The organism is Thermoleptolyngbya sichuanensis A183 (genome assembly GCF_013177315.1).
GTDB classification, from domain to species: domain Bacteria; phylum Cyanobacteriota; class Cyanobacteriia; order Elainellales; family Elainellaceae; genus Thermoleptolyngbya; species Thermoleptolyngbya sichuanensis.
The window spans coordinates 1-26,153 of sequence record NZ_CP053661.1; the positions used below are offsets into that span (position 1 = coordinate 1).

The following is a 26,153-nucleotide window of genomic DNA, read 5'->3' on the forward strand; positions in this document are numbered from 1 at the left end:
TGTCTGTAGAAACTCACTCTTTGTCCAGTAGATTGTCTTTGCTCATGATTTTAATTAACATCTCTATACGGGCAAATCTTAGCTCTAGGCGATCAATTTTGAGGTCAAAGTCCCTACTCAATTGGTCGAAGCTCACTTGCAACTGCTGATAACTGCGCTGTAAGTGAGCAAAATCACGCTCAGCCGCGTATTCTTTGCGCGCGGCCTCTTTCTGCCTTTCAATAATCTCTTTCAGCTTATTGGCGTAGAAACGAGAAACCCCTAGAAAGGTTCCCCCTATTGAAAGCGCTAGACCGACGATAGTTGCAAAAGTTTCCAGCACGGTTAGGACTCAAGAAAAATACTCAAGCGTGATAGACCAGGGCGGATCGGCAACGTTCCACCGCCAGGGACGGGCAGCTGCTAACAGCAGAAGCCCACCTTCTGAGGCTGAAAAGGCCCGGGGATATTCAACGCGAATCAAGCGGGGTTCTGCTGTTTGCCAAACACGGCAAGACAGCAAAATTACTGTTTGTCCCGGCCCGCCAGTGGTGTAGAGCCTCAGCAAGCAGCTGCGATAACGGAGTGGCCCGGAGTGAGTTAACCGCAATGTGTCGCCCGCCGGATCTCCCACAAAGGTTTCAGGAAAAAAGACAAATTCCAGCGGGGCAAGGTTGATTGTTCCGGCGCTATTCCAGGGCACGGGGTCACAAGTCCAAATCGGTTAAAACGCCGTCGATTGAGGACAGGTAGGAATCAGCGCTCAGACCTTGCTCAATCAGGCAATCCAGGTAGTCGTCTGGGTGAAGCTTTCCTAAAAAAACGTCACGCAAGACGGCTTGACGAGCGCAATACTGAGCGATCGCCGTCAGTCCGTCGGGCACATCTGGGCACAAATCACACCCCGGCGTTAAATCGTCGGGGTGGACTTGAAAATTCAAAAACGGGTTCCACAAAAACACGGCGGCATCTTAGTAGGACGGTGGAATGTAGGAAACCCGACGGTTAGTTTGACCAGTCGTGAAAGCGGTCTTAATTGCGGCGAATTCAGATTCGGGCGTGTCCCCAGCCGCCACCAACCCAAACTGGCTCACAGCGGAATCGCCGCCGTAAGACTTATAACTCCTACCTGTGATCTGGCTAACTCTAGGAGCGCCAGTCCCAGAAATTCCGTAAGTGAACACGGCGCGAGGATTGTAGAAATTGGGAATTTTGAACGCGGTTTCACTTCCGGTAATTGTGGTTTTTACACGGGTTCCCAACGCGCCAGAAATCGTACCCCAGCGGTTTAAATTACTGGCAGCTTCCAGATAGAAATTACTGCCAACGCCCTCCAAGAAGGGACGTGCAAACGTTCTTTGCTGGTCTGGCCGGTTGCCTTGTCGCTCTGGATAAACAGCGCGGTTAGTGCCTCGGAGATAACCAATTAACCGATCGATTTCTTCGGCGCGGCCTCCGCGAAAAATACCGATATAGCGAGAACGGCGGCGGGACATGTGAATTCTTCTCCAAATAGTTGATCCAAGCTTGCCTTATCCGTCGGGCGCTGCACACAGTTAACAAACCCTTAAGGGGTTGTGGGCTGCAAATAACTAATCGTCGCCTCCCAGGTTTGGCACAGACACCAGCGGGTTATTGCGGGCAAAGGGCGTATCAACAAGCGCGATATCTTGCGGCAGACCCCAGACTGAGGCAGTAGCGCGCTGAAACCGAACGCGGGCGGTAGGACGAATTACGGGGCGGCGGCGCGATCGCCCCAAAATTACCGTAGTGCCAGGGTTAGCGGGAAAACTGCGCTCTGAATTGTGAGTAACCACTAAATCTGAGTCGTAAGGGGCTTGGGCACAATCGCAAACTTTGCGAATCAAGCCAATTGCTTCGGATTGGTTAAGTGCGTAAATTTGCAGATTTAGCCCGCGTTCTACGTCTTTGTAAGTCACCAAGACTTTTCCTTTAGTCCACACCCAACCGCTGGAGCTGGGCGCAAATTCAGTTCGGATTCTGAGGGCATGATTCCGGAGATCTGCCTCAGTGAGGGTCAGGCTGGTTTCGTTGCGAATTCGGTAGGAAATTCGGGCACGAACGGGCGCACGTCCAGGGGGCACTCCGCTGGAGTCCTGACGAAAGTAGAGGTGAACACAAGGTGCAAACTTGTGAAGGCTTTGATAATCGTCAAGTGGAACTCCGTAGACAGGGCGTTGGAGATCACGGGCTTTACGGAGGACAAAATAAAAAAGAAGCATTCGGAGAATCGTTTGCAAAGCGCTGTCGTTGTCCGTCAGCCTGCAAGCTGTTCTCAGCGCAGCTCTGGGCGTGGCGATCGAGTCTTCTTCACTGAGGTCTCGGAATTCAGCGTTCACTTCCCGGTTGTAAACCTGACGCAGGGTGGATTGTAGGAATTCCCACTCGCTAAATTCTTCAGGTAGGGGCATCGTCTTCCTCCGGACGGTTAAGGTCTGTTTCTTCGATCGGCGGCGCGGCGCTCTGCCTCGCTCTTAGAAGTTCGCTGCCTGAAACCGCTCTGTTATTTGGTAGATCTCGCTCAATGTCAGGGGCGGATAATTCGAGTTGATTTTTCAGCTCGGTTCGCGCTTGGTTGAAATACTGAATCGATTCATCCACTTCCTGGATAGAGCTGGTGACTTGCACCAAGCTGTTAACCAGGTTTTCTGCTCTCTCAAGCTTGGTAAACAGCTTGTTGTGGAAGTCGGGTGTGGGATTCATCCAGGCGTAAGCCCGCTCGAAAACGACACCATACTTTTTGAGCGCGTTTCCGATTTTGGCAATCCACTGTCCAAGCACTTCTAACGCTTCTAGAATCGACCAGGTTATTGATTGGAAGGCGTTTAGGAGGTTCGCGGTTGCTTGATAAATGCGGTTGAACTTCTGATATTTGAGTTTGATCTCTTCTACCGTCTCATCTCCTAAAACTGACTTGAAAAAGTCTTCTATCGCATTTCCAACCCACTCAGAGGTGCTGATTTTTTCACCGTCGCTATTCTTCAGAAAATCGTCGAACCGTGCAACAGCAAGTATTTGATCGAACCCTGCAAACAGGGTTTCGATGATATCAACGCTCAACATTCGGGCGTTGTGCAGCGTTGTCAAAAACGTTAAGACGTTTAGGATTTTGCCGAGGCCCAGGTTGTCCCACAGACGCTTGAGAAAGTTTCCAATTCCGCCGTTGGGGATTTGCGGCCCAAGCTTCTGATCGATTTCTTCGAGCTTGCGAAGGATCGCCGCGTTACCGCCTAAGTCAGCGCCGCCCAATAGGGCTTGCTCCAATCGCAATAGGCGGCTATTGGCGTTATTGATTCCCTCTAACTGGCGCTGGGCGCAACGATTGCCCCGGCACGGTTCCCCAGGGGTAGTGGGCGGCGGCGGCGGGTTGGGCAGGCCTGACCCACGAGGTTGGGTGACTGGGGTGGGGCGCTGGGCGCTTGCGGTGACGCGGGCCCGCTGCTGCCGGGGAAGTGCGCTGGGAGCGGCACCAGGTAGAACGGGAATAGTGGGAAAGTTGCTGCGTCCTGGCCCTACGCCGCTAGGGGTAGCGTTGCCGGGTGGATAGGCGCGATCGCCCGCCGTTGGTTGCTGCGCACGATCGGGCGATCGCGCTGGTTGTAGTTCCGGTTCGTTTCCGCCAAGGTTGCCGGGGCCGGGTTCCCCGGTGGGTTGCCCGGTCGGGCTGGGCGGGGTTTGGGGGATTGGGTTGGGGTGATATTGATCTGAGGGTGAATTGTTGGGGTTAGAGTTAGGGGCGTTTTGCGGGGTTGGAGCGAAAGGATTTGGGACTAGGGCGGGTTGGGGGACGCTTCCGGGAATAGACAGATTTTGAATCGTGAAACCACGAGGCGGGGCGTTTTGGGCGGCCAGTCCAACAAAATAATTTGTGTTGCTGACTATCACGTTTTCCGATCTGCCGCCACTTGCGTCGCCGTGATACCGCACGCTAACAGTCCAATGGTTCTCTAGGTTTCCATAACTGATGCTGTAGGTTACGGGGCCCCAAATTTCGCTCTCTACCGTTGCGTAGACGGCTTGAGTATTGACCCAATTTCCTGCCGGGGCCTGGTATCTGATCCGGTAGGGCCCAACCTCTTGCCCAATCCGCCCGTCTTGACCCAATACAGGGGGAGAGTTTAGGGGGCGCGACTGGAATGGCACGGCCGGGGCGGGGAATCCCCTACCGCCGCCATTGCCGTTCCCCGGCGGCGCTAGGGGGCGGGGAATCGGCAGTTCTTCTATTTGGCCAGGCAGCGGGGTTCCCGGCAGCGGGGCGTTATTGCCGGGGTAGTAGCGATCGGCGGTAGCGCCCGCCGCGTATCCCCCTGCAAGCCCACCGACTAAACCACCCAGAGTTCCACCTACGGCAGCCCCAGGTGGGCCGCCAAACGCGAATCCCAAACCAGTGCCGATCGCCTGGCCTAATCCCTGGCCTGCAAGGCTGCCCGCGAAGCCCGCCGCCGCGCCGTAGGCAGCTTGACCAATATCTTGGCCCGCCGCAAGGCGCAAACCAAAATCGGCAGCGCCGCCCGCCGCCCCGTAGGCTAGGCGGCCGCGGGCGGCGGCTTGAGGCAGAGACGGCGGCGGCGATCCGGGTGGGGCCGGGATATTGCGGGCGGCGGGCGGCGGCGGCGGTGATCCGGGCGGCTGAAAAAGGTTCCAGTGGGAAGGTAGCGCGGGGCGGGGCGGGGCGGTTGCTGTGATCGCCGCTCTGGCCCCGGAGGTCGCCTGAGTTCGCAGCGCCGGGGAGTTATCCAGGGAGGTTGGCGTGGGTCGGGCGGCGGTGGATCTGGGCGGGCGATTCGGCGGGGTTGGGTTGGGGCGAGGGGATCCCTGGAAGCTTTCAGGGGAAAGTCCTCGCGTTTGGAGTTCTTGAAAAACGCGGTTTCTAACGAAATCGGGCGTTTTAGACTCCTGGACGTAGCGCTCAATCAGCCGAAGCTGCGACGGGGTAGCCTCAGAAAGGGTTTGTTTGAAATCAGCGTAGTTCCGTCGCCGGGTATTCCTAGCAATCTCTTGCAGCGCTTGAGAGCGCTGAGACGCAAGCAGATCCGGGCGCGGTGGCTCTGCGTTGGGGTCAGGCGGCAAGGGCGCGAGAGGAATTTCTAAGCCTCGCGTTCCCGGCGGGGGCGGCCGCATCCAGGAGGGCGTGTCGATTGTGCTGGGAATGCCCTCGCGAGTCTGATAGGCGGCGATCGCCCTTTCTGCCTCCGCTGATTGGGCCAGCAAGTCATATTGCTGGCCGGGCGACAATAGCGCAATGTCCATTTAGTTAATTAGACTTGAACGCTGCGGGGATTGGGGTATTACTGATCTCCTGGACGTATTGCCAGGGCTTGAGGCCGCCCGCTTCATGATCCGGTGAAACTTCCAGCGATAGGCGGATGAGGCGACGGTATTTGTTATCCGCTGCGACGTAAAAAACACCAGATTGGGCGACCCGCTCGGTATATCCCACCCCTTCAATAGCGGTGGCGCTGGGATTCAAGGTTGCCAACAGTTGAGAACACCAGGCAGCAAGTTTTTCTACCGTGTTGATCTGTGAAGGAATATCGCTTGCTAGATTGATCGAGGTCATACTAGTTTGTGTTAATTGAATTGCTACACAAGCTATTAATAAGCTATTAGCTAAAGCAGTTCAATTGCACAGTTTTAGATAAAAGATGGAAACAAGAAAAAACGCCAAACCTATAGGGGTTCAGCGTTTGCGGCGTGTTATTTTACGGCACTGATTTTAGGCATCCCGTTTTCACTATTTTAACCACAGAAAAGTGGGATATGAAAATAAATCGGTATGGGCAAGCTGAGGCACTTTCTAAGAGTGATTTCCAAACTGTGTTAGCGGCAATCGCAAACCCGACACACCGCCTGATTTTTGCAATGTGTTGGTATACATGCGAGCGACCGATCACAATTTTGCGCTTGCGAGTCGATCAGGTTTATAGCGACGCGGCGAGGCAGCTGCCGCTGTCGGTGCTGGTGCTACCCAGCAGCAGCAGAAAGGATAGGGTTACGCGCGAGTGTCCGGTATCGGTGGCCCTGCGTCAGGAATTGAAAGCTTATACGCCGCCGCCGGACGGATTTCTCTTTCCCGGCGCTGGTGCAGAGGGGCATCTCAGCTTTTCGGCTTACTACAAAGCGCTGGCGCGCACTTACGCCAGCCTGGGGCTGCGCGGATACTCCACTTATTCAACGCGGCGCGGTTCGATTACGGAGCTGGCGCGGGCGGGGCTGAGTACAAGGGTGATTCAGCAAGTGTCAGGGCACCGGAGTCTTCAAAGCTTGCAGAGGTATATAGAAGTTGATCCCAGAGTTACCGTCCGAGCGATCGCTCTTCTGTGAACCCGATCGCTGCCTTGACCATTGCTGGACTAAGCCAGAGCAACACCAGGCGGGGCGGCGCTGTCTGGTGTGCTGTCTGCTATGTTTGAAAAGTCCAGCAAGGGGGGCCCTTTCTGGAGAACAAGAGTCTAACCCCGCCGGGACTGATTGATCAGTGCCCGGCGCTTTGTTTGAGTAGGGTCACGCTGGGGCGTTGCTCCAAGTGTTAATGAGCGCAGCGATCGCCGTCGGGGATTCGCCCCGGCGCATCCACCGGCACACTTCGATCGCCCGCCCCGTCGCGATGGGGCTGTTAGTGTTGCCGCCAGGAATATGCAGCGAGTAGGCAACATGGCGGCCGCCATTGCATAGATAGCGGTAGTACAAATGGGGCGATCGCCCCGGCACGATATAAACCGCGTCATGGAAACCGTGATCGTAAACACGGCTGTACAAGGGTTTGCGCTTATTGCGGGGCATGATAGCGGCGGTACTCGATTTGATCGTAAACGATCTGATCGTAAACCAGCTATAGCGCGTTTACGATCAGATCGAGGCAGTCACCAAGTCTCGATGGGCGACCCGCGGCGGCGGCCGCCGCCTAGTGTCGGGAAGCGGCCTGCCACAGCATGGCATATAGAAACACCAAAGCCCGACGGCAACCCGTCGGGCTTTCTTCGGTTCCCCTATGGGGCATTTGAATCAGTGACCCTTAGCCAATTTTCTAGGGCTTGAATCTCCGTCCGAACATCTAAAAGCTGGGTTTCCAGCATCCTCTCATGCGACTTGAGACGGCTTAGGAGTCGCTTAAGGATTCCCCCTGAATTGGCGACTCCAGTTTGATTTCCCCCCTCCCAACCTGCTCCAGCAATTCCCCCACCGACAGATTCAGGGATTCTGCCACTTCCTCTAATCCCTTTTTCCCGGTCGGAGTTATCCCCGTACTGATTTGAGCGCTTTTGGGTTCCCCTCTTTTCAGGTGTTCGGTCTTTCTGCGGCCAGCCATCGCTTTTAACCACTTGAATACAACCCTAATTGTAAATATTTCCCAGGATAACTCTAGCTTTATACTAGTATAAAGCTAGAGTATTGTGCTATTTACTAGTATATGTTCCGCTATTGGAGTGGGATTTATTCCGCTTCACGATTGAATCGTTCGGCTTGAAATGGGGGTTTTGACCAATGCCCAAAATTAAGCGCCAGGCGGTGGAAGTGCTGCCGCCCGGCTGGAGGATATACCGGGTGATTGACGGTCGCTGGATTGAGATCGGGTCTTACGTGTGGCGGGCCGATGCAGAGCGAACCTTGCGCTTTCTGAACCGAGTAACGCCGTATTGCTCCTATGTTCTGGCGTGGTGTGATGCGTCGGGTTGATTTTCCACCGTTCATTTATCCCGGCGGCGCTTGGATTTTGAGCGTCTGGATTGAAGGCGAATATCTGTCAATTCGTCATTTTGTGTTTTTGGGTCAAGCAGAGCGGGTGGCTGACTGGCTTGAAAAGCTACTGCCTGACCTGAAAATCAGGATTCACTACGCTTAAAAAAACGGCGGGGCAAAGGATTGATGCTCTACGGGTAGCCTCTCCCCTACGGGTTTGAAGTATCGCCTGGTGCATGGCGATCGCCCGAAGTGTTGGCCGTTTGAAATCCCGTACTAAAGCTCACAAAGCGACTACTAAAAAAAAGCTGACACTATCCAGGCTGGAAAGGGCGATCGCACCAATTGCGCCGGGCGATCGCCCCAAACCAGCCCTAGCGACTACAAAGCAGACACTAGGAGAATTATGACTGGTTTAAAAAGGGCGATCGCCCCAAATTACATACAGACCGACTTGTTTGATAATTCAGCGCTGATTGAAGAAATAGCCAATAGCGTGCTGGCAGACTGCCAGCGCAAGGGCATAGACCCGCGCTATCTGCTGCTAAATCTCTGGACTGCTGAGGCGATCGAGCGGCTTGATAAACTGCCGGAAAATATGCGGTTTGAGTATATTACCCGTCTGGCCGATCGGTTCTTTCCAGGGCTTGAGAGAGTATCAGGGGTTGGAGGTTAGGTGATGGGTGAGAAGAGACTGCCCTATTTTCACGACTGGGAACGCGCCGTCGCTAGGGAACTGGCAGAGATTCAGTTTTTGCTCAGTTCTGGTGTGTTTGAAACAACAGCCGATCTATGCGATCGGCTTCAGAACACAGAAAAGGCAATCAGAGAGCAATATAGCGGACTGGTAGACTATCACGCCGATCCGATTGCACCAGGGCCACCAGATGATTTTTGGCAGATGAAATGACAATTTCGAGACTTTCAGTTTGCACAAATAGAAACGCCTGACGAGTCCGCTTGACGTAGCGGACGAAACGTAAGCCAACCGGCTTGCGTCGCGGCATACGTCCAAAGTATCCGCCGTGAAAGTGGAAGCCTTTTAAGTCTAGCGGGAACCCGCTTGGAACCTTAAGACACTAGTAGGCAGCCAAGCAAAAGGGCACCCTTTTAGTCTAAAGGGCACCCTTTCACGCTCTCATTCTGCCTACCTTGAAACCAAAGTGGGAACCCGTTAGGGCACCCTTAGACACTAGCAGGCAATTGCAGAATGAACCGATTCATCACCTTGGGCTTGGATGTTTCCAAGTCTAGCGCGACCTATTGTTTACTTTCCGAACTACCGGAGAATCCCAAGACGTTTGCCAGTCGGCAGCGTCCCAAAAAAATTGAGGCGACGGAAGCGGGGCGGGCTGAATTGCTTGCTTTAAAGTTTGAAGTTGCTATTTTGGAACCGACCGGGGCCTATTCGCGAATTTGGCGGCACTGGTTGCGCCAGGCGGGGCGGGAATACCGTTTAGTGGGTCACTGGGAGCTGAAAAGCTACCGTGAAGGCTGGAAGTTTGCCAGTAAGACCGACAAGCTAGACGCGATCGCTCTGGCAATGTATGGACTGGAGAGGCGCGATCGCCCAGGCGCGTTCCTTTTAGAGCGAGATACCACGCTCTCCGACTTGGTGCTTTTGCACAGTCACTTAAACCGTCAAAAAAACGGGTTTCAGAACAATTTGAGGCAACGCTTGACCTACGAAGCGCCGGAGCTGGCGGGGCGGCGCTGGGCAAGGAATTGGGGCGGCGGAGTTCCTGGAGCTTTGCGGGCGATCGCTGGAGAACCCACGCCAAAGTGGGAAAGAGAATTGAGCGAAAGCGTGGGGACGGGAATAGGAGTTGACGCGGCGGCGCTGGCCAGAATTCTGATCGCCATAGAGGTGGAAGAAATCGCCGTAGAGCAGGCGATTGAAGCTGAGTTAGAAAAACCTCAATACGACCGCTACATGCGAGCAGCAGCAGGCTGCGGATTTAGTTTGTGGCTCTCTGCAAACCTAATCGGCTCGATTTATCCTTTTGAGCAATTCTTGGAAGGCGGGCGGCGGCGGATTGTTCACCAGCACACCAGAGAAAACAACGTCAGGGTGAGAAAGGATGAGTCCCTGAGGGCGTTTAAGCTAGCTTGCGGAATGGGTTTAGTCTGGGTTCAGTCTGGCGACTGGGAAGGGTACGTAGCGGGCGGCAACGGCGCGGCGCGGACGGCTCTAAGGAATTCAGTAGCCAGCGCCTATTTGCTTGATAAAAAGGCGCAAAAACAAGGGGGTGAGGGTGATTCAGACTTCAAGCTGGTGAAACACAAATACGACAATAAGGGGTATATGGCGATCGCCCGCCGCTGGATAGAGCGATACTATAAAGCCCTGGTTATAGAGTTCGGAGCTTAGAAAACAAGAGGGCGATCGGAATGCGATCGCCCTCTTGTTTATATGCGATCGCCCTCTTGTTTACATTAGATTTCTACAAACCGTAGACTAAGGCAGGCGTAACGCGAAGGAGACTCGGTTACAGGTCTTGAAACCAGACACGCAGGATCAGCGATCGAGTTCCCTCCAATCGTATCGCGTTGGCTGGAGGATCAGGCTGCAACTATACCGATCGCCAAGTGCCGTGGAAGCCGATGGGGACGACGCTGGGCAGCCCCAGCCGACAGATAGGGCCCGCTTCTAGACGATCGCCCGCGTAGATCCAGACCTCGCTCTGGTGGCAATCGCCATCGTAGACCACCGTCAGCAGCCAGCCCTGAGTGGGATGCTCTGGATCGGGCGCAAAAATTGGCTCCACGACGTAGCGACGGGGCCCGGCGGCGGCGACAGTGAGCGTGTCGGTGGTGTGGTCATAGCGGGCGATCGCCCCAAATAGCTCTCCTTGCTCCTCCGCTTTCGGCAGGTGAACCGTGAGGTAGGTGTGCTGCCAGGGCTGCCCCACGTCTCTCGGCGCAACGGTGGGAAACTCGCAGCCCCGCTCCACCACGGCGCTCATGCCCAATACTTTGGCGGACTGTGGATCGAGGCGCAGTTCCCATAGGGTGCCCGTGGTGCGGGTGGTGGTGCAGCCTGTGGCGACTTCCTTGAGGAACTGATTCGTTGAAAAATCGGGATAGCGCACCAGATTCAGCAGGATGTCTCCCGCTGCCGTTTCTGCGCCGTTGCCCAAGTGCCACTGAAACCAGGGTTCCGCCTCGCCCCGGCTGATCAGGCTCAAGCGTTCCCGGTCAAAAATCCAAATCTGTGTCCCCATCTCCGGCTTCCAGGCAAAGGCATCGCTGGCGCTTTGTAGATTCAGCAACAGCGGCAGCGCCCGAATCCGCACCGGATTCACCAAAAACACGAGGTATCGTCCCGCCAGCACAAAGTCATGCACCAGCGGAATGCCCTCTAGCGGAATCGCCGCCCGCCGCCTCACCGTGCCATCTGCTGCACAGCGATAGAGATTTAGCACGGCGCTGCGCCCAAAGGACACGCCAAAGTTAAAAATTTCTCCCGTGCGGCCGTCGCGCTTAGGATGGGCCGAAAAGGGCAGCCCGTCCAGTCCGTGGAGGTTCTCCGCGCCGAGGGTTTCCAGGGTTTCCAGGTCGAGCGCGTGGGGCAGTCCGGCTTCCCACAGCGCCAAGAGGCGATCGCCCAGCGCCAAGACGGAGGTATTCGCCACGTTTTTGGGCAGCTTGCCAAATCGAGTCCACAGCGGCCCTGGCGGGGTCATGCCATAATTCCCAAACAGCAGCCGTCCCGCCGCTTCCTCTGCCCGATAGCCCGCCGTTTGCACATAGCGATAGGTGGCCGTAGCCGCGCCCTTGGCAAACCGCACTGCCAGAATCGCACCATCGCCGTCGAACCAGTGCCCCATGCGCTGCCCGCCGCGCTCCAACCGCCCTGGCCCGTTGCGATAGAGCGTGCCTCGCAGTCCGCCAGGAACCCGCCCCTCCAGAACGGGCAGAGGCGTGGGCAAGAATTCCTGGGCCGTGTGCAGAACCGCTGCGGCCCAAGCGGGTGAGGAGGTTGGGGAGTGGAGACTGGGAGAAACGGAACGCATAATCGCTGAAGGCTGCTAGCGATAGCGTAGCGTACTCGTGGGATACGGGGCGACTGGCAGGCTGCCCAACGGGCGATCGCCCGCTACTGCCCTTGATGATGCCCTCCCTTGATCATCCTCTACGGAGATTCCCCTTTATTATTTTTAGTATTCAACCCAGGGTTCCTCCACCAAGTCCGCTGAGTCCGCAGGCGCGTCATCTGGATCATCCCCAATCGCGGCTGGTGCTGCGTCTGGGGCGGGTTCGCTCAGGTTGGCATCCGCCGCAGGAACAGGCGCTTCGACTGGGGCGATCGCCCCTTCAGCAGGGGGGGCCGGAGTCATGGGCGGAGTCACGTCTGGCTGAACGATGGGGCCGGAAATCGCCTTGGCAGGTTCAGGAGCTTTGCGGGTTGGAGATGCCTCGGCTCCGCTGGGCAAGATGGTGGGCGAGAGGGGTTCCTCGGTGGAATAGTCGATAAAGCTATCGCTAGGCGTGTTACCCGGATCGGCGGGCGTGTCGGTGAAGGACTTGGCGGGCGCGTCGGAGGGCGAAGCGTCAGGAGATGCCGGGAGGGGAGCCTGACGATCCAGAATAATTGGTGTCTTGAGCGGCTGGTCAAATAGAGCCGAGGCTTGCTCCAGATAGCGCAAGATCTCCTGGCCTTTGTCTGCGGGGGCGATCGCCGCTTTGTTTTGCTTCACCTGCACAGGCAAAAACTCCAGTCGCATCTGTTCTTCCCGCAGCGACACCTTCAGCATGGCGGTGTTATAGTCGGCTGGCTCAGTACTCGTAGATTGGTCGGGATTTTCTGTCTGAAAAATAAAATCCCCCAGGGAGTAGGCGATCGCCCGTCCTTTGTAAATTTCTGCCCCTTGCAGCACGGTGGGATGATAGCCCACAACGAGATCGGCACCGTGGTCAATTGCAAACCGACAGAGCCGCACCTGGCGATCGCTCGGAAAGCTGGCCAACGCCTCGCCCCAGTGATAGTTCACGACCACCCAATCGACCTGGCTGCGAATCGCGTCAATATCTTCGGCAATTTGCTCCTCCAGCGCCGGATTGGTGCCCGCCCGCCAGAAGCTCGCCGCCTGCAAGTCTGAATCGCTGTAGCCCAGGTAGGCAATACGCTTGCCCCGCACCTCCACAATTTCGGGCTGGCGGGCTTCGCGGCGGTTTCGCCCCGCACCGACCGGACGTAGCCCCTGCTGCTCCAGGGTTTGAATCGCCTGCCTGATCTGAGCAGCAGGCGTATCTGCCGACCCGGTTCCCGCAACGCGATTTCCCGCCGCCGCATTCACCGCTGCCACGTTCACCATCGTCAGCCCCGCATTGGGCAAGGGCGACGGTTCCGCCGCAACGTCTTCTAACATAGGCGGATCGAGCCGCGTCAGCAGCACATCGGGATAGGGATAGGGCGTAGGAGCCGCGTCTGGCACGGGGCCATACAGCGAGGGCACGCGGAAAGGCGACTCGCTGCTAAAGGCCAGCGTTACTGTGGTGGGGTCGGGCACGGTAGAGAGGTCAGACGCGGGCCGCAGCACGGGAATCCGACCGGTGGACGTGGCAATCGTGGGCGTGCCCGTCAGCAGGGACACCGGATCGAGTCGGCGCATCAGTTCTACACCACAGCCCACTAAAAAGATGGCGGCGGCTGTGGTTGCCATGCGGCCGACCTGAGACGGGCTGACCCGTTCTGCCATGTCCACCAGCCGATCGACTGTGGTATTAAACGCCTGCACCGTGGCATCCATTGCCGCATCGAAGGTTTGCACGGTGGCCAGACCCCACGCCTGCCAGTCGGGCAGGATCAGCGTCACCGTCGGCCAGTCTATGCGGGGCATTTCTACCGAAATGGGCGGAATGTGAACCGTTGGAATGTGAACGGCTGGAATTTGCACGGTTGGAAGATGAACAACGGGCAGCGCCACCCGTGGCAGCGTTGCTTCGACGGGACGGAGCGGTCGACGCTGAGCAGCCTTGCGGCGGTGCGGGCGGACTGCGCGACTGGGATGAACCACCAGCGCGTTTGGGGGAACGGTTGCCGGACGACGCGGGCGAGCGGGCCGTGCCACCAGACGTTCGGCAACCTGCTCAGGGGCAAGCTGCACGGGGGTAGGCTGCACAGGGGTAGGCTGCACGGGGGCAAGGGTTCGGCGGCGCGAAGAAGATGTGCGGTATGGCGATCGCCCCATCGGTTGTCGCTGAGTCCTGCGGCGCGGCGCACTTGCCAGAGGGGGGGCAGGATTTGGCGCGGGCGCAGCGGCCAGCCGAAAGGACTGATCCCAGCGGATATCGGCAGACCCCATGACGCGCCCCAGCACGCGCACGCCTTCGATCAAGTTGGAGTTGAGCCGAACGAGGCGGCTGCAAATGAAGCGATTGAGGCGATCGCGCTCTGGCTCGCGGAAAAACTCCACCATCACCAGCAGCCAGCCGGGCCGATCCAGCGCAACCCGGGCGTAGATATTTTGTGGCACAAGGTAGGTGTTCAACCAGTAGGCGATCGCCCGAAAATCTCCGGCTCGCGCCAGTTGCAATACAGACGGTTGAGATAAGGTATCCAAGTCCATAGCCATTTCAAAACATCTTTGAGGGTTCAACCAAATAACCGCCCGCCGCGCCGACCGAAGCCCGGTTTAGCAGATCGCTTGTTTCATCGAACAAGAGTACCCACAGTGTATCGAAAGAAGCGGAAACTTAACGAATTTTGTCTGTGATCAATATCACCCATAGTCTGCGTTTAGCATCACGGGCTAGGAGCGATCGCCGTCAAGCCAAGAAATACTGAAGTCCTTAACATTAAGATACTTAAGAATAGATTTTCCCGTTTCTAGAAGATTTTGGTGAAGCGCACTAGTTACGCCCTAGTACAGTTGAACTTGAACTCATTTCAAGTTTCATGTCAAATTGCACCTCAGGTTGCGCTCAGGGTATCCGCCCAAGTCCCCCTACTCAGCTACCAAGAACTCGTCATGGCTAATCGTGGTTCTATGATTGATCGGCTCGTCCGCTCCGCGCTCCAGACTGGCTGCTTGAGCGTCGAATCCGAAGGCTTGATTCGCCAATTGCTGAATAGCCAGTTGCAGAGCGAAGTAGACCTGAAAGCGCTACAACTGCTCCATAGTGCCGTGCAGCAGGGGCGAGTGCAGCGGGAAGCGCCGGAATCTGTTGCACCGCCGGGGCTGTAGCGATCGCCCATCCAGTTCTGGCAGACTCTTGGCGCTGGCTTTAGAGCGGTTTTAGCGCGAGCGATACGCCATGTCTTGGTGTTTGCGTCTAGAATCTGCGGTAAGTTTTAGCTGCGATCGCCCTGATGCCTCCGATGTCCCCGATGCCCGACTCCAACTCATCGCCGCGCCCGCCAGAGCGTCCTCTATCGTCCGATGCTGCGCCTGATTTGACGGTTTCTCTTGCTTCTGCTGCCAGCAACGACGAAGACGAGGTGGCCAAGCTCCCCCGCACGGTTACACGGCTGGCCAGTCCCAGAGAGCGCGGGCTAATCACGGTTGACCGGGGCAATCAATATGCCCCCATGCGGGCTGAGGAGCTAGAAGCGCTGCCCGCCGGACAGCAAAAGCCTGTGCTGATCGCGCTGGCTGTGGCAATCGCCGTAACGCTAGTGGGACTAGTCTTTAACCTGGGCTGGCTAGGTATTGTTGGGTCGCTAGTGGCGCTGCTGCTGTCAGTTCAGGTGGTTTGGGAAGATCTCTATGCGGTCTTTCGAGAAATGCTGTCGGCTCGACAGCAGGTGTTGGCGATCGCCCTGGTGGGGCTGAGTGTTGGGCTGGTCGGGCTAGTGCGGTTTAGCCCCCTGGGAACCTGGATGAGTGCCTGGGCGGCGCAGCTAGATTGGGATGCTGTGGGTGCGCTGGGCGAGGTTTTTGGAGCGATCGGGCAGATCTTAATTGCCGTGATTGCGGTCTATGTGGCCTGGCGGCAGTATGTGATTTCCAAAGACCTGACGATTCAGCAAAACCTAATCACCCAGCAACAGACTATCGACTCCTACTTTCAGGGCATCTCTGAACTGGTGCTGGACTCTGAGGGGTTGCTGGAAGATTGGCCCCAAGAGCGGGCGATCGCCGCTGGACGCACCGCCGCGATTCTCAGCAGCGTTGATGCGGGCGGCAAAGCCAAGGTGATTCGGTTTCTATCGCGATCGCGCCTGTTGACCCCGTTAAAGCGCGATCGCCTGCTGGGCCGCGCCATCCTGGACGGGGCTGGCGGCTACGAAGAAGACCGCACCTTCGGCGTGCGCGTGATTGATTTGGGGGTGATGCTGGCGGGGGCGAACTTGGCGGGCACCGACCTGCGCTGGACTGATCTCAGCGACGCAAACCTAATCCGCGCCAACCTCAGCGATTGTGACTTGGTAAAGGCAAACTTTTCCCGAACCATTCTCTGCGAAGCGAGTTTGGCAGGAGCAGACTTGCAAAGCACTCGATTCTTCTACGGTTCTGCCAAAACTGCTACCCCCCGCAGCCGCACACACCCGCCCGACTACACGACAGGAGCCTACACGGGCGCAGTAATCGAAGATGCCGATTTCACCAATGCCACCCGCATGTCTGAGGAATTGCGATGGTATTGCTGCACCTGGGGCAGCGAAAAAACCCGCGCTACGATTCCCGGTGGCTGCGAAGGGATTCCCAATCTGCTGGATGCGTCCCGCTAGTAGCAGGGGGACTGAAACCGGGGCGATCGCCCTCCGCGCTCAAGCGGCAGATTTTTTGAGAAGATCTTCACCTCCCTGCTTCCCTGCTAAAATAGCAAATCATCAATACGAATGATGCCTGTCGGGGAGTTAGCTCAGTTGGTAGAGCGCTGCGATCGCACCGCAGAGGCCAGGGATTCGAGTTCCCTACTCTCCATTCCCGAAACGCAATTCCAAGACTACTGCATGGCCGATTCAGAGGCGTTTTGCAGGAGAGCTTGGAGGCATAGGGCCTGTAGACCTAGGCACTGCTTTAAAGCTCTCTAGGTCATTGATTGCCCTGAGTCAATCTCCCTCCTTCAAAAGGGGGACTTCCGGAGTGGCTCGGCTCGGTTCCCCCCTTGTTAAGGGGGGCTAGGGGGATCAAAGGGTTTTAAAACACGCCCTAGGGCTTGGAGGCATAGGGCAAGGACTGGTAGGCGATCGCCCGCTGCCTGGGGTTGCCCGGTTCGTTCTGCCTTACCTTTCGCTTTGTCACCAAGATATTGAGCGATGTAAACCGATTTCAACTTTGGTAAAAGGGTTTCCAAATCTAAATAGGTTAGTGTTAGTTTAAATGCAGGCACAAATCTGGTTAAGAACCCAGAGAAACAAAACTTTTTGGAGATGAGCGTTGTGCCTCCGGCTTAATCTCCGGCATCACACTCGATGCGATTAGTCTTTACATCCTACAGTCAGAGCGAGTCGTACATTTCAAGTTGCTAGACCGCTATCTACAGTCCGAAGGTCAGCAGCAAGTCAATGTCACTCCATAGCTTCAACACCTTCTATAGAGGTTGGGTGAAAGGCTAATAAGCAGGAGCTTTGTGATGGCTTCTGGTCAACCCTTAGTAAATCGAACTGAGCTTCACTGACAACTACTTCGTATAGTTTTCAACTAGTGGCTGATGCTGTTCAGCTAGGAGAGTTCATTCAGTTTTGATCCGATCAATCTGATCGAGATCTAAGTTCAAATCGAGTTCAAGTTCAATTGGAACCGTTCAATTTGGTTCAGTGTTCAAGTTAAGTTGAATCCAGAAAGAGGGGGCTAGTCACAAATGTCTAGTCCCCTTTTACGTGCTTTGATATTTTCTATTTAATATTTGCTTTTATATTTGCTCGGTGGCGATCGCTGCGGCCCTAAGCAATCCGAATCGGGGCTGCCTTCATCAAGGTTGCATTCGCAAAGGCTACATCCGCAGCGATCGCCCCTTAGCTCCCTGACGAGAGCAGTCCCAAGTTCGCCAGCAGAGTCGATACCTTATCCACCAGCGAATCCGCCTGCACCCATACCGACACTGACCCACCGTTGCAGCGAAACTCGCCCCAGCCATCCGCATTCGTCTGCACTGGCTCTTTCACATGTTCGGTAATGTCGTAAAACACGGCATTAGATTTACCCACTTCCATCCATTTGCTGCCACCTGGGCCATCGCTCATGATTACGGCCAGGGCGCGGGGATGCGCTTCGTTTCCTAGACGAGTCCAGCCGATTACGTCTTCATGGTCAAAATAGGTATACTGCTCGCCGTAGGCAAAGTGCTTGCGGGCAAACAGCAGCTTATCCAGAATGTCTTTGTGGCAATCCATCCAGATTTCATACTCGTTGCCGTCGCGCCCTTTGTCTTTGTAATGGGCACCGTAGTAGTCGGCATAAAACACGCAGGGATAGCCCTCCGCCCGCAGCAAGATCAGCGCGTAGGCCAACGGCTTGAACCAGTTTTCAACAGGAGATTCTAGCGCTTGGAGCGGCTGTGTATCGTGATTGTCTACAAAAGTGGCAGCCAGCAGCGGCACCTGCTGCATTAAGGTGTTGTCCAAGATTTTCCGCATGTCATAATAGCCACCTGCCTTGCTCGCTTCGTAAAAGTTGTAGTGCAGCGGCACATCAAACAGCGAGAGCCGACCTTCGGTGTTGGCCAGATACCAGTGCAGTGTGCCCAGGTCTTTGGTCCAATATTCACCCACGGCAAAGAGGCTGCGCTTGGCGTAGGCCTCTAGATGATCCAGCCAGTCGTTGAAAAAGTCGCCGTGGATGTGCTTGATTGCGTCTAGGCGGAAGCCGTCTACGCCTACGGTGTCCAGCGTCCACTCGCCCCAATACTTGAGTTCGCCGCGCACTTCTGGGTGGGTCATGTCCAGGTCGCAGCCCATGAGATAGTCGTAGTTGCCGTGAGCTAGCTCTACTTTGTCCTGGAAACTTTTGTCCTTAAAGCGATAGATCTGATAGCGCCCTGGCTGATACATATTGTGATCCACCGAGTCGAAGTGCCACCAGCGCCACTTCATGCTGGAGTATTTGTCGCCTCGACCGGGAAAATCGAACTGTGTCCACACTTTAATTTTTTCAACGCCGCCGACGGCCGCTAGGCGGTTGTCGGAATCTACAGGCACCGCTTCTACTTCTTCTTCTGCATCGCCGCCCATTTTGTGGTTAAACACAACATCGGCGTAGATTTGCAGTCCGGCCTCTTTGGCTGCTTTGACGGCGGCCAGGTATTCGTCTTTTGTGCCGTATTTGGTGCGGATGCTGCCTTTCTGGTCAAACTCACCCAGATCAAACAGGTCGTATACGCCATAGCCGACATCGTAGCCGCCGCCGTTTGCTTTGTAGGCTGGCGGCAGCCAGAGAGCCGTAAAACCTGCTTTGGCGATCGCCCCTGCGTCTTGTTGCAGCGTTTTCCAGAGGGTGCCATCGGGTGGCAAATACCAGTGGAAATATTGCATGAAAACCCCGTTGTACTCAGTGCTGGGGTTTTTATGGGATAGCTCCGCAGCGTTCTGGTTTAGCCAATCGATGACGGAGCGCTTGGCTTCTTCGAGAATCTCCTTGCTAAGCTGCGTACCCAGAGCCTTAAACTGTTCACGGAGTTGCTGAAATGTGCTGTTACTCATAGGGCATCCCGATTGAACCTCTGCGAAAGGGGCGGTTTTTTAGATACGGCATTTCCTTGCGGGGTGAGGTCAGCGCTGGGCTAAAAGAATAAGGGGGTTGCGGACTCCCCACAAACCTTGCTGGCTTTGGAAAAGCTCTAACAGGATTAAAGAATACTATCGTGAGCCGGAGCCTGTCGGTTGTGATGGTCAGCACGGTGCGGGGGTTGGGGCGGTAGAGAGAGGGAAGCGGCTACCAATATTCCCCAAAATTCCAACACTCCAATACGCCCTTTTCCCAGTGCCTTTTGTTATATCATCGGCTCGATATCATCGGCTCGTCTCCCTCACTCCCAACTCTTCCTTCCAACTCCTGATGCTCTACCTGCTGCGGAACCCAAGCCTGATCTGGAACCTGACACTGGAACATTTGCAGATGACGCTGGCAGCGCTGGCGATCGCCGTTCTGGTTGCCCTACCCGTGGCGCTCTTGGTGACGCACTATCGCTGGCTGTCGGTGCCTGTGCTGGGCGGACTGGGCATTTTGTATACGATTCCGAGTCTGGCGCTGATTATCTTTCTGGTGCCTGTGTTTGGGCTAAATGCGCGGTCGGTCATTGTGGCGATGGTGCTATATACGCAGGTGATATTGGTGCGAAACCTGGTCGTAGGGTTGGAGGGGATTAAGCCGTCGGTGCTGGAGGCGGCACGGGGTATGGGCATGAGTCCTTGGCAGCGCTGGTGGCGGGTGCAAGTACCGCTGATTTTGCCAATTTTTCTGGCGGGGCTGCGGCTGGCGGCCATTGTGGCGATCGCCATTGCGACCATTGGCGCAAAGTTTGGTGCAGGCGGACTGGGGACGCTGCTGTTCGACGGCATTGCCCAGAGCCGCTACGACAAGATTTGGGCAGGGGCGATCGCCGTTTCCCTGTTGGCCTTTGCCATCAACGCCCTACTGCTCTCGCTGGAATGGGCCACCAGCCCCACGCGCCGACTCCAGCGCCGCATCGGGCGGCTGAAAGCAGGGTTCGGGGTTCGGAACTAGGCCCCTTAGCTCACGGCTGCTTCGATCACCGGATGATAGAAAAAGGCGATGCCGAGAATGGCGTAGGTCGCCAGCAGCAGCACGCCTTCCAGCCAGTTGGACTTGCCATCGGAGCTAATCGAGTTGGCGATCAGCACAGCCACGGCCACCGCGACGACCTCAAACGGGTTGAAGTTTAAATCCATCGGCTGATGCAAAATCAGCCCCGCCAGCACCAGGATCGGCGCGACAAATAGGGCAACCTGCATACTGGCCCCCAGCGACACGGAAACGGACAAATCCATCTTGTTTTTGATGGCCACGACGACCGCTGCCACGTTCTCAGCGGCGTTGCCAATAATCGGCAGCAAAATCACGCCTGTAAATAATTCCGTGAGTCCCAGCTTGCTGGTTGCCACCTCCAGCGACCCCACCAAAATTTCTGATTCCAGCGCGATAAAGGTCGTTGCGCCCAGCAGCACTGCCGTCCACAGCACCGGGTTGGGCTTGTGGTCGCTGTGTTCTTCGTCGTGGGTGGTTCCCGCTTCACCTTTGAGATCTGCCACGCCTACGTCATACAGATAGCTGTGCGTTTTCATGGAAAACAGCAGCGTCAGCACGTAGACCACCATCAACACAATTGCCACCGCGACGGATAGCTTCTGCATCAGCGGCTCTGAAATACCCGACGAGGTATAGTTCACCGCCGTTGGCAGCAGCAGCGCGATCACCGCTAGGTTCATGGCTGACGCATTCACCCGCGCCAGCACGGGTTGAAAGCTCTGCTCCTTGTACCGCAGTCCGCCCAGCAGCATGGATAGCCCCATGACTAGCAGCAGGTTGCCAATAATCGAACCTGTGAGGCTGGCTTTGACGACTTCTACCAGACCAGACCGCAAGGCGGCGATCGCAATAATTAATTCTGCTGCATTGCCAAACGTCGCATTCAGCAAGCCGCCTAGCGATGGCCCTACCACCACTGCCAGTTCTTCGGTCGCCGTGCCCATCCAGGCCGCCAGCGGCAAAATGGCCAGACACGCCAGCGCGAATTGCACCAGTTCTCCCCAATGAAACACGTAATGCGAGAGCAGCGAGATTGGCACGAAAATGAGCAAAACTGAAAAGATTAAATTTTTAGTACTCATGCAAGCGTCCTGGACGGCTTTTGACAAAGGATAACAAGAGAGATAACAAGAGATAAGAGGGCGATCGCTCGACCCAATCAAGCGGCATTCAGCCACGGCATTAGGTCACACTCAAGGCGAGCAAACCGTAGCGAGCAAACTGTGATTAAACCATGACTGAACTCGTCCTCCCAGAATCATAGGGGTTTTCCGCATTTTGGGAACCTGGGTTAGGATCTAGGCAGTTTTTACAAAAGTCAACAATCTTTCACTCTTCGCTATGACAGTCGTTTACCCCCGCAAGCTGCAAAGCTCCCTGGGCAGCCTCAGCGCCCGTGACGTGATGAAACAAGTGGTTCGAGATCGCGACATACACCTGATCACGCTCAATCGCTATCGCTACAGCGAACAGCGGAGTTGCAAAGACCTGACTACCTTGATCGAACAACTGGATGGGAAGCCCGCCGAACTGGTCAAAGACCTATCGCGGCATGTGTCGGACGAAGCTCGCCACGCCATGTGGCTGACAGATTTGCTGGTAGACCTGGGCAGCAGCGTAGGCACGCCCCCCGGTATGTCCTACATCGAAGAATTTGAGCGGTTGCTCGATCAGGAGTCGCCTAGCCCTGAGAGCCTGGATGACTTTGTGATTTCATCGTTGGCGGCCATTAACGTGACCGAAAAGCGCGGCTGTGAATACTTTTCGGGTCATATCCACGCCCTCAAGCAAGCACCGCAGACCGAGGAAAACGTCAAGATTCGGGAAACCCTGGAGCGCATTCTGCCTGAAGAAGCCGCCCACGTCCGCTGGGGCAACCGCTGGCTAGCCCAAATGGCTGACAAAAGCCCGGAGCATCGCGCCAAGGTCGAACACGCCAAACGCAAACACGCCGCGATTGAGCAAGCTGCGTTTGAGTCGGGCATGGACATTACCGCCGGGGCTGAGCTGCGTCGGGTGGGTCATTTGCTGGATATTGCCAACACCCTGCCCGCGTGGCAGCGCCCGCAATATCTGATGGAGCGCCTGCCCCAAAGCCTGCTGTCGCCCGACCTCCAGCGCACCCGCCTCGACGCGATCCAGCGAGTCTGGAACCGCGATCCGCAGGCATTTGTGGAACGGTTTGTGCCGATGTTCCTGAGCGGGCTGACGCGGGATGTCAATGGCAAGAAGCCGCAGCCTAACAAGGCTAGTGCTGCCAACGCTGCGGCCAATTAGTGCCGTTGGGCACACAGGACTTATCGCAAGCGCGGAAGTCCAAGCACAGTGACTAGTACAGTGAACCGGCATAATTTGGGCGATGCGGACGAAGCGTTTGGACTGCCCTCTCTGGGCAAGCGCTTGGATGAATCCCTGAGAAACGGTGTCCAGCGCTTCGTCTTTAGTTTTGTTGCCAGGCGGGGCGATCGCCCCCTAATCCCCAACCACCTACCCTTCCACCCCCGCTTTTTCTGGTAGGGTCGCTTGCAACTTTAGGCAATTGCGCCCGCTTACCTGGAGGCGGTATTCTACCTTGTCCATCAGGCGATTCAAAATCAGCCAGCCATAGCCGCCATCCTGCATATCATCTGGGGCAGGCGGCAGATAGGTGGAAAGGTCGTAGCCCTGGCCATGATCCCAGATTTCCAGGTGGATATCTCGATCGATTAGCTCTAGGCGAATCAGTACGGGCAGATTGGGCTGGTTGCGGTGGGCGTGGCGCACGACGTTGGAGTAGGCCTCCACTAGCACCAGCCGCAGCCGATTCGACTGATGGCTCCAGTCCACCAAATCGCCCAGTTCTAGCTCCAGCGAATTGAGCAGCCAGTTTTCGACTACTTGCAAAAACTTCAGGTCGCTGGGAATATGCAACTCGGTTTTCATGGACTACAGAACCTCCAGCGAGAGTATGGTTTGGTCATCTTCCTGGGCATGGCTTTGTGACTGTATGCAGGAAAGCAGTTTGGATAAATCAAGTGGTTGGGGCTGTTGTTTTAGCAGTTCCCAAAGACCTGGCTGGCCGAGCATCAGGCTGTTGCCAGCAGCGTGTGGGTGAGCGAGGGTGGCTTCGGTGATGCCGTCGCTGGTGAGGAGCAGCAGGTCGCCTGGGTTTAGCGTCAGCCGGCCGGCGATCGCCTTCCACACGGGCAAGATGCCCAACGGCACCCCCCTTTCTTTTAGATATAGCGGTTCAGCCGATGGCTTGTTAACCGACCAAACCATCGGGTAGATGTGCCCTGCATTGGCATACACCAATTCTTGCGTGGCGGGGCTGTAGCGGGCCAGCGCCATCGTGATAAAGCAGTTGTTGCTCACCAGATCATCCATCAGGCTGCGGTTTAGGTTTTGCATGACCTGAGCCGGATCGGGCGGGCTTTCCTGATAAATTTCGCGCCGCAGCACCGAAATAGCGCTAGCCATAAACAGAGCTGCCGGAACGCCCTTGCCCGACACATCTCCTACGCCCAGCCAGAGGTCGCCCTGGGGATGCTCGTAAACCTCGAAAAAGTCGCCGCCGACCTCCCGCGCTGGGTGGCAACAAGCCTGAATTTTGGCGGTGTCCAGTTCGGGCAAGCTCTGGCGCAGCAGGTTGGTCTGGATTTGACGAGCGACGGCCAGTTCTGCCTGCATTTGCTCGGTTTGTCGCTGGATGCGCTGATACAGCTTGGCCTGGGAAATAGCCAGGGCGACTCGTTCTGCCACTTCCTGAATTAGGTCAAGATCTTCTTCTGACCAGGCGATCGCCTGTCCCTGGCGGTGGAGGCTGGCGATCGCCAACAATTCCTGCTGATAGATCAGCGGCAGCGCCAGCCGGGTCTCTTGCTCGTCTGATTCCGAAAGCTGCACCCGACGGCTCTGCAAAGCGGCCAGCAGCGCATCATTTGGCAGAACCGGGGCTTTTGCGACCTCGCCAGAGGCATGGCCAAAGCTGAATAGGTTGGGCAGCAGGCGATAGGTGTTGCCGTCGTCGCCTATTACGCCCTCTGTGTCCTGCTCTACCGGATGCAGCACGCAGGTTGCCCCAAAGGTTTGCCCCAGCACCTCTACGATCCGCTGCATCATGCTCTGGTAGTCCAGCGATTCGCGGGTTGCCGTGGAAACTTTATTGAAAATGGACTCCCGCCGCAGGGCGCGATGCAGCTCGTTGGTGCGTTGTTTGACCACGCGATAGGTATCGGCGGCCTGCTGCACCACGGTCATCAGGTCTTCTGGGTTCCAGGGTTTGGTGATATATTTGAACACCTTGCCCGCGTTGATCGCGTTTACCAAATCCTCGACATCGGTATAGCCCGTAAGCAGAATCCGAATCGTATCGGGAAACTGGCGGGCGACATGGCTGAGAAACTCGGTGCCGTTCATCTTGGGCATCCGCTGGTCGGAAATAATGATGCCCATTTCACCCACCTGATCCAGCAGGTTGAGCGCATCCAGGGCGCTGTCTGCTCGAAACACCTGAAAGTCGCGCCGAAACGTGCGGTATAGCAGATCCAGGTTGTCGGCTTCGTCGTCTACCACCATCAGCCGCAACTTGTTTCGCTCTACCGGGGATTTGTTTTGCACGGGTTGTTGTAGGTCGTATGCGATCGCCAAATCGCCATTCTCCAGGGTTCACGCTCTTACACCCAAAGTACCCAGAGGAAGGCGATCGCTATCAGAGGAGTGGCTGGCTCATTCTGGCTCATTACAGTCTCTTCATCCTATTCTCCCACGCCGATCATCCGTCTCCCTAGCTGACGCAGCCAGACCCATACCCGTCGGAAGCGGGAGGGCTTTTGGGGTTGGCAGGATTGCGCCAGGAGGGCGATCGCCCCGGTGGCATCGGGCGCAATGTCGATCACTTCATACAGTCGATATTCGCCGCTCTTGCCAGGGAGCGACATGTCGCACTGGCGACCCAAGCTGACCAGCGGCTGCACCTGTTGATAGACTGCCTCGGAAACGAGGAGACTAGTCCCCACCGCTTTGTTGGCGGCTTCAATCCGGCTGGCCAGATTCACCGTGTCGCCAATGGCGGTAATTTGCTGGCTCTTGGGAGACGCGCCCACCGCACCCACCACCACCGAGCCGTAGTGAATGCCAATGCCAATTTTGAGCTGGCGCTGATAGAGCGTTTCCAGGTAGGCGTTAAATGCTTCCATTGCAGTTTGCATGTCTAACGCGGCGCGGACGGCTCGCTCCACCGGGCGATCAGGACAGTTCCAGCCAAATAGCGCCATGAATCCATCGCCCATGTAGTTATTGATGATGCCACCGTAGCGTTCGATGATTTGCCCCATGCGGCTGAAATAGCGGTTCAGCACGTAAATCACGTCGTAGGCGGGCAATACTTCCGCAAAAGCAGTAAAGCCCCGCAAGTCCGCAAAGAGAACCGCCAGCATTTGCTCCTCGCCAATAGCGCTGCGCTGCCCGCTTAGCTGCTGCTCGACCAGCGACATGTCTTCGGCATCCACTACCAGTCGCCGCACCGTGACCTTGCCCTCGCCCAGGACTTGGGTTTGGCAGGCCAGGCGCATCTTCGGGTCAAAGCAAAGGCGCTTGGCCAGACCATCTTCGGCATCGTTGCGCGGGGAACAGTATTCCAGACCTTCCAGTACCCACACTCGACAAGTGGAGCAGCGGGCACTGCCGCCGCACACATGGATATGCGGAATACCTGCATAGAGCGAGGAGGCGAGGATCGTGTCGGTTTCCTCGGTTTCGACGCAGCGCTCGTCGGGGAGATAGTAGAGCAGGGGCATAGGGGATGCGCTTTAGGAAGAGGGCGGATTTACTCTACCT

At 56.3% G+C, this 26,153-nt stretch carries 25 protein-coding genes and 1 tRNA gene; 12 read left to right on the forward strand and 14 right to left on the reverse strand.

The window, feature by feature from the left end; all coding sequences use genetic code 11:
- Window positions 1-13: 13 nt before the first annotated feature.
- The 6 genes from HPC62_RS00005 to HPC62_RS00030 form a co-directional block, all read right to left on the reverse strand.
- Entirely contained in the window at window positions 14-322 is a 309-nt protein-coding gene (locus HPC62_RS00005) for a hypothetical protein (protein ID WP_172353203.1), read from the reverse strand.
- A 364-nt stretch (window positions 323-686) separates the two neighbouring features.
- Window positions 687-941 (reverse strand): hypothetical protein, encoded by a 255-nt coding sequence (locus HPC62_RS00010; RefSeq protein WP_172353204.1) that lies wholly within the window; start codon window positions 939-941, stop codon window positions 687-689.
- A gap of 9 nt (window positions 942-950) precedes the next feature.
- Entirely contained in the window at window positions 951-1,475 is a 525-nt protein-coding gene (locus HPC62_RS00015; protein WP_172353205.1) for a hypothetical protein, read from the reverse strand.
- A gap of 96 nt (window positions 1,476-1,571) precedes the next feature.
- Window positions 1,572-2,411, reverse strand: a complete 840-nt coding sequence (locus tag HPC62_RS00020; RefSeq protein ID WP_172353206.1) for a hypothetical protein — start codon at window positions 2,409-2,411, stop codon at window positions 1,572-1,574.
- Entirely contained in the window at window positions 2,398-5,250 is a 2,853-nt protein-coding gene (locus HPC62_RS00025; RefSeq protein WP_172353207.1) for a hypothetical protein, read from the reverse strand. Before HPC62_RS00025 ends, HPC62_RS00020 begins: the two co-directional genes overlap by 14 nt.
- Window positions 5,251-5,254: 4 nt before the next feature.
- Entirely contained in the window at window positions 5,255-5,560 is a 306-nt protein-coding gene (locus HPC62_RS00030; RefSeq protein ID WP_172353208.1) for a glucose-6-phosphate dehydrogenase, read from the reverse strand.
- Between the two features lie 200 nt (window positions 5,561-5,760).
- Here HPC62_RS00030 and HPC62_RS00035 point away from each other — a divergent pair, with 200 nt between their 5' ends.
- Window positions 5,761-6,324: a tyrosine-type recombinase/integrase gene (locus HPC62_RS00035; RefSeq protein ID WP_225910658.1), complete on the forward strand. Its 564-nt coding sequence runs from the start codon at window positions 5,761-5,763 to the stop codon at window positions 6,322-6,324.
- Window positions 6,325-6,504: 180 nt separating this feature from the next.
- On the opposite strand, the gene HPC62_RS00040 is transcribed toward HPC62_RS00035, so the two are convergent.
- Window positions 6,505-6,783, reverse strand: a complete 279-nt coding sequence (locus HPC62_RS00040) for a hypothetical protein (protein WP_172353210.1) — start codon at window positions 6,781-6,783, stop codon at window positions 6,505-6,507.
- Between the two features lie 702 nt (window positions 6,784-7,485).
- Between HPC62_RS00040 and HPC62_RS00045 the strand changes: the two genes are divergently transcribed.
- The 5 genes from HPC62_RS00045 to HPC62_RS00065 all read left to right on the forward strand — a co-directional run bounded on the left by HPC62_RS00045 (window position 7,486) and on the right by HPC62_RS00065 (window position 10,051).
- On the forward strand, window positions 7,486-7,677 hold the full coding sequence (locus HPC62_RS00045; protein ID WP_172353211.1) for a hypothetical protein: 192 nt from the start codon (window positions 7,486-7,488) through the stop codon (window positions 7,675-7,677).
- Entirely contained in the window at window positions 7,646-7,843 is a 198-nt protein-coding gene (locus HPC62_RS00050; protein WP_172353212.1) for a hypothetical protein, read from the forward strand. The genes HPC62_RS00045 and HPC62_RS00050 overlap by 32 nt, the downstream gene beginning before the upstream one ends.
- 243 nt (window positions 7,844-8,086) lie before the next feature.
- Window positions 8,087-8,356 (forward strand): hypothetical protein, encoded by a 270-nt coding sequence (locus HPC62_RS00055; protein ID WP_172353213.1) that lies wholly within the window; start codon window positions 8,087-8,089, stop codon window positions 8,354-8,356.
- A 3-nt stretch (window positions 8,357-8,359) separates the two neighbouring features.
- The gene (locus tag HPC62_RS00060; RefSeq protein WP_172353214.1) at window positions 8,360-8,590 is read left to right on the forward strand and encodes a hypothetical protein; all 231 of its coding nucleotides are present in this window, start codon (window positions 8,360-8,362) and stop codon (window positions 8,588-8,590) included.
- Window positions 8,591-8,890: 300 nt separating this feature from the next.
- Window positions 8,891-10,051 (forward strand): IS110 family transposase, encoded by a 1,161-nt coding sequence (locus HPC62_RS00065; protein ID WP_172353215.1) that lies wholly within the window; start codon window positions 8,891-8,893, stop codon window positions 10,049-10,051.
- 202 nt (window positions 10,052-10,253) lie between these two features.
- Here the strand turns inward: HPC62_RS00065 and HPC62_RS00070 are convergent, their stop codons facing one another.
- Window positions 10,254-11,696: a carotenoid oxygenase family protein gene (locus tag HPC62_RS00070; protein ID WP_172353216.1), complete on the reverse strand. Its 1,443-nt coding sequence runs from the start codon at window positions 11,694-11,696 to the stop codon at window positions 10,254-10,256.
- 144 nt (window positions 11,697-11,840) lie between these two features.
- Complete coding sequence (locus HPC62_RS00075) at window positions 11,841-14,258, reverse strand: CapA family protein (protein WP_172353217.1); 2,418 nt, start codon at window positions 14,256-14,258, stop codon at window positions 11,841-11,843.
- A gap of 396 nt (window positions 14,259-14,654) precedes the next feature.
- On the opposite strand from HPC62_RS00075, the gene HPC62_RS00080 reads away from it, so the two are divergent.
- The 3 genes from HPC62_RS00080 (at window position 14,655) to HPC62_RS00090 (ending at window position 16,553) form a co-directional block, all read left to right on the forward strand.
- Window positions 14,655-14,870, forward strand: a complete 216-nt coding sequence (locus tag HPC62_RS00080) for a hypothetical protein (protein WP_216655307.1) — start codon at window positions 14,655-14,657, stop codon at window positions 14,868-14,870.
- Between the two features lie 134 nt (window positions 14,871-15,004).
- Window positions 15,005-16,357, forward strand: a complete 1,353-nt coding sequence (locus HPC62_RS00085; RefSeq protein WP_172358685.1) for a pentapeptide repeat-containing protein — start codon at window positions 15,005-15,007, stop codon at window positions 16,355-16,357.
- Between the two features lie 123 nt (window positions 16,358-16,480).
- Window positions 16,481-16,553: transfer RNA gene (locus HPC62_RS00090), tRNA-Ala, on the forward strand.
- Window positions 16,554-17,587: 1,034 nt separating this feature from the next.
- Here the strand turns inward: HPC62_RS00090 and HPC62_RS00095 are convergent.
- Window positions 17,588-19,102, reverse strand: a complete 1,515-nt coding sequence (locus HPC62_RS00095; RefSeq protein ID WP_225906842.1) for an alpha-amylase — start codon at window positions 19,100-19,102, stop codon at window positions 17,588-17,590.
- Window positions 19,103-19,625: 523 nt separating this feature from the next.
- On the opposite strand from HPC62_RS00095, the gene HPC62_RS00100 reads away from it, so the two are divergent.
- On the forward strand, window positions 19,626-20,294 hold the full coding sequence (locus HPC62_RS00100; RefSeq protein ID WP_172358686.1) for an ABC transporter permease: 669 nt from the start codon (window positions 19,626-19,628) through the stop codon (window positions 20,292-20,294).
- 5 nt (window positions 20,295-20,299) lie between these two features.
- On the opposite strand, the gene cax is transcribed toward HPC62_RS00100, so the two are convergent.
- Window positions 20,300-21,418 (reverse strand): calcium/proton exchanger, encoded by a 1,119-nt coding sequence (gene cax, locus HPC62_RS00105; protein WP_172353219.1) that lies wholly within the window; start codon window positions 21,416-21,418, stop codon window positions 20,300-20,302.
- 259 nt (window positions 21,419-21,677) lie between these two features.
- Between cax and HPC62_RS00110 the strand changes: the two genes are divergently transcribed.
- Both HPC62_RS00110 and HPC62_RS00115 read left to right on the forward strand, forming a co-directional pair.
- Window positions 21,678-22,613, forward strand: coding sequence for a ferritin-like domain-containing protein (locus HPC62_RS00110; RefSeq protein WP_172353220.1), 936 nt, complete (start codon window positions 21,678-21,680; stop codon window positions 22,611-22,613).
- A 60-nt stretch (window positions 22,614-22,673) separates the two neighbouring features.
- A complete protein-coding gene (locus HPC62_RS00115) occupies window positions 22,674-22,853 on the forward strand; it encodes a hypothetical protein (protein ID WP_172353221.1) in 180 nt (59 codons plus the stop codon).
- Here HPC62_RS00115 and HPC62_RS00120 read toward each other — a convergent pair.
- The 3 genes from HPC62_RS00120 to HPC62_RS00130 all read right to left on the reverse strand — a co-directional run bounded on the left by HPC62_RS00120 (window position 22,824) and on the right by HPC62_RS00130 (window position 26,113).
- Entirely contained in the window at window positions 22,824-23,258 is a 435-nt protein-coding gene (locus HPC62_RS00120) for an ATP-binding protein (protein ID WP_172353222.1), read from the reverse strand. The two genes, HPC62_RS00115 and HPC62_RS00120, sit on opposite strands and share 30 nt — an antisense overlap.
- Window positions 23,259-23,261: 3 nt before the next feature.
- Complete coding sequence (locus tag HPC62_RS00125) at window positions 23,262-24,893, reverse strand: SpoIIE family protein phosphatase (protein WP_172358687.1); 1,632 nt, start codon at window positions 24,891-24,893, stop codon at window positions 23,262-23,264.
- 179 nt (window positions 24,894-25,072) lie between these two features.
- Window positions 25,073-26,113 (reverse strand): adenylate/guanylate cyclase domain-containing protein, encoded by a 1,041-nt coding sequence (locus tag HPC62_RS00130; protein ID WP_172353223.1) that lies wholly within the window; start codon window positions 26,111-26,113, stop codon window positions 25,073-25,075.
- Window positions 26,114-26,153: the final 40 nt, after the last annotated feature.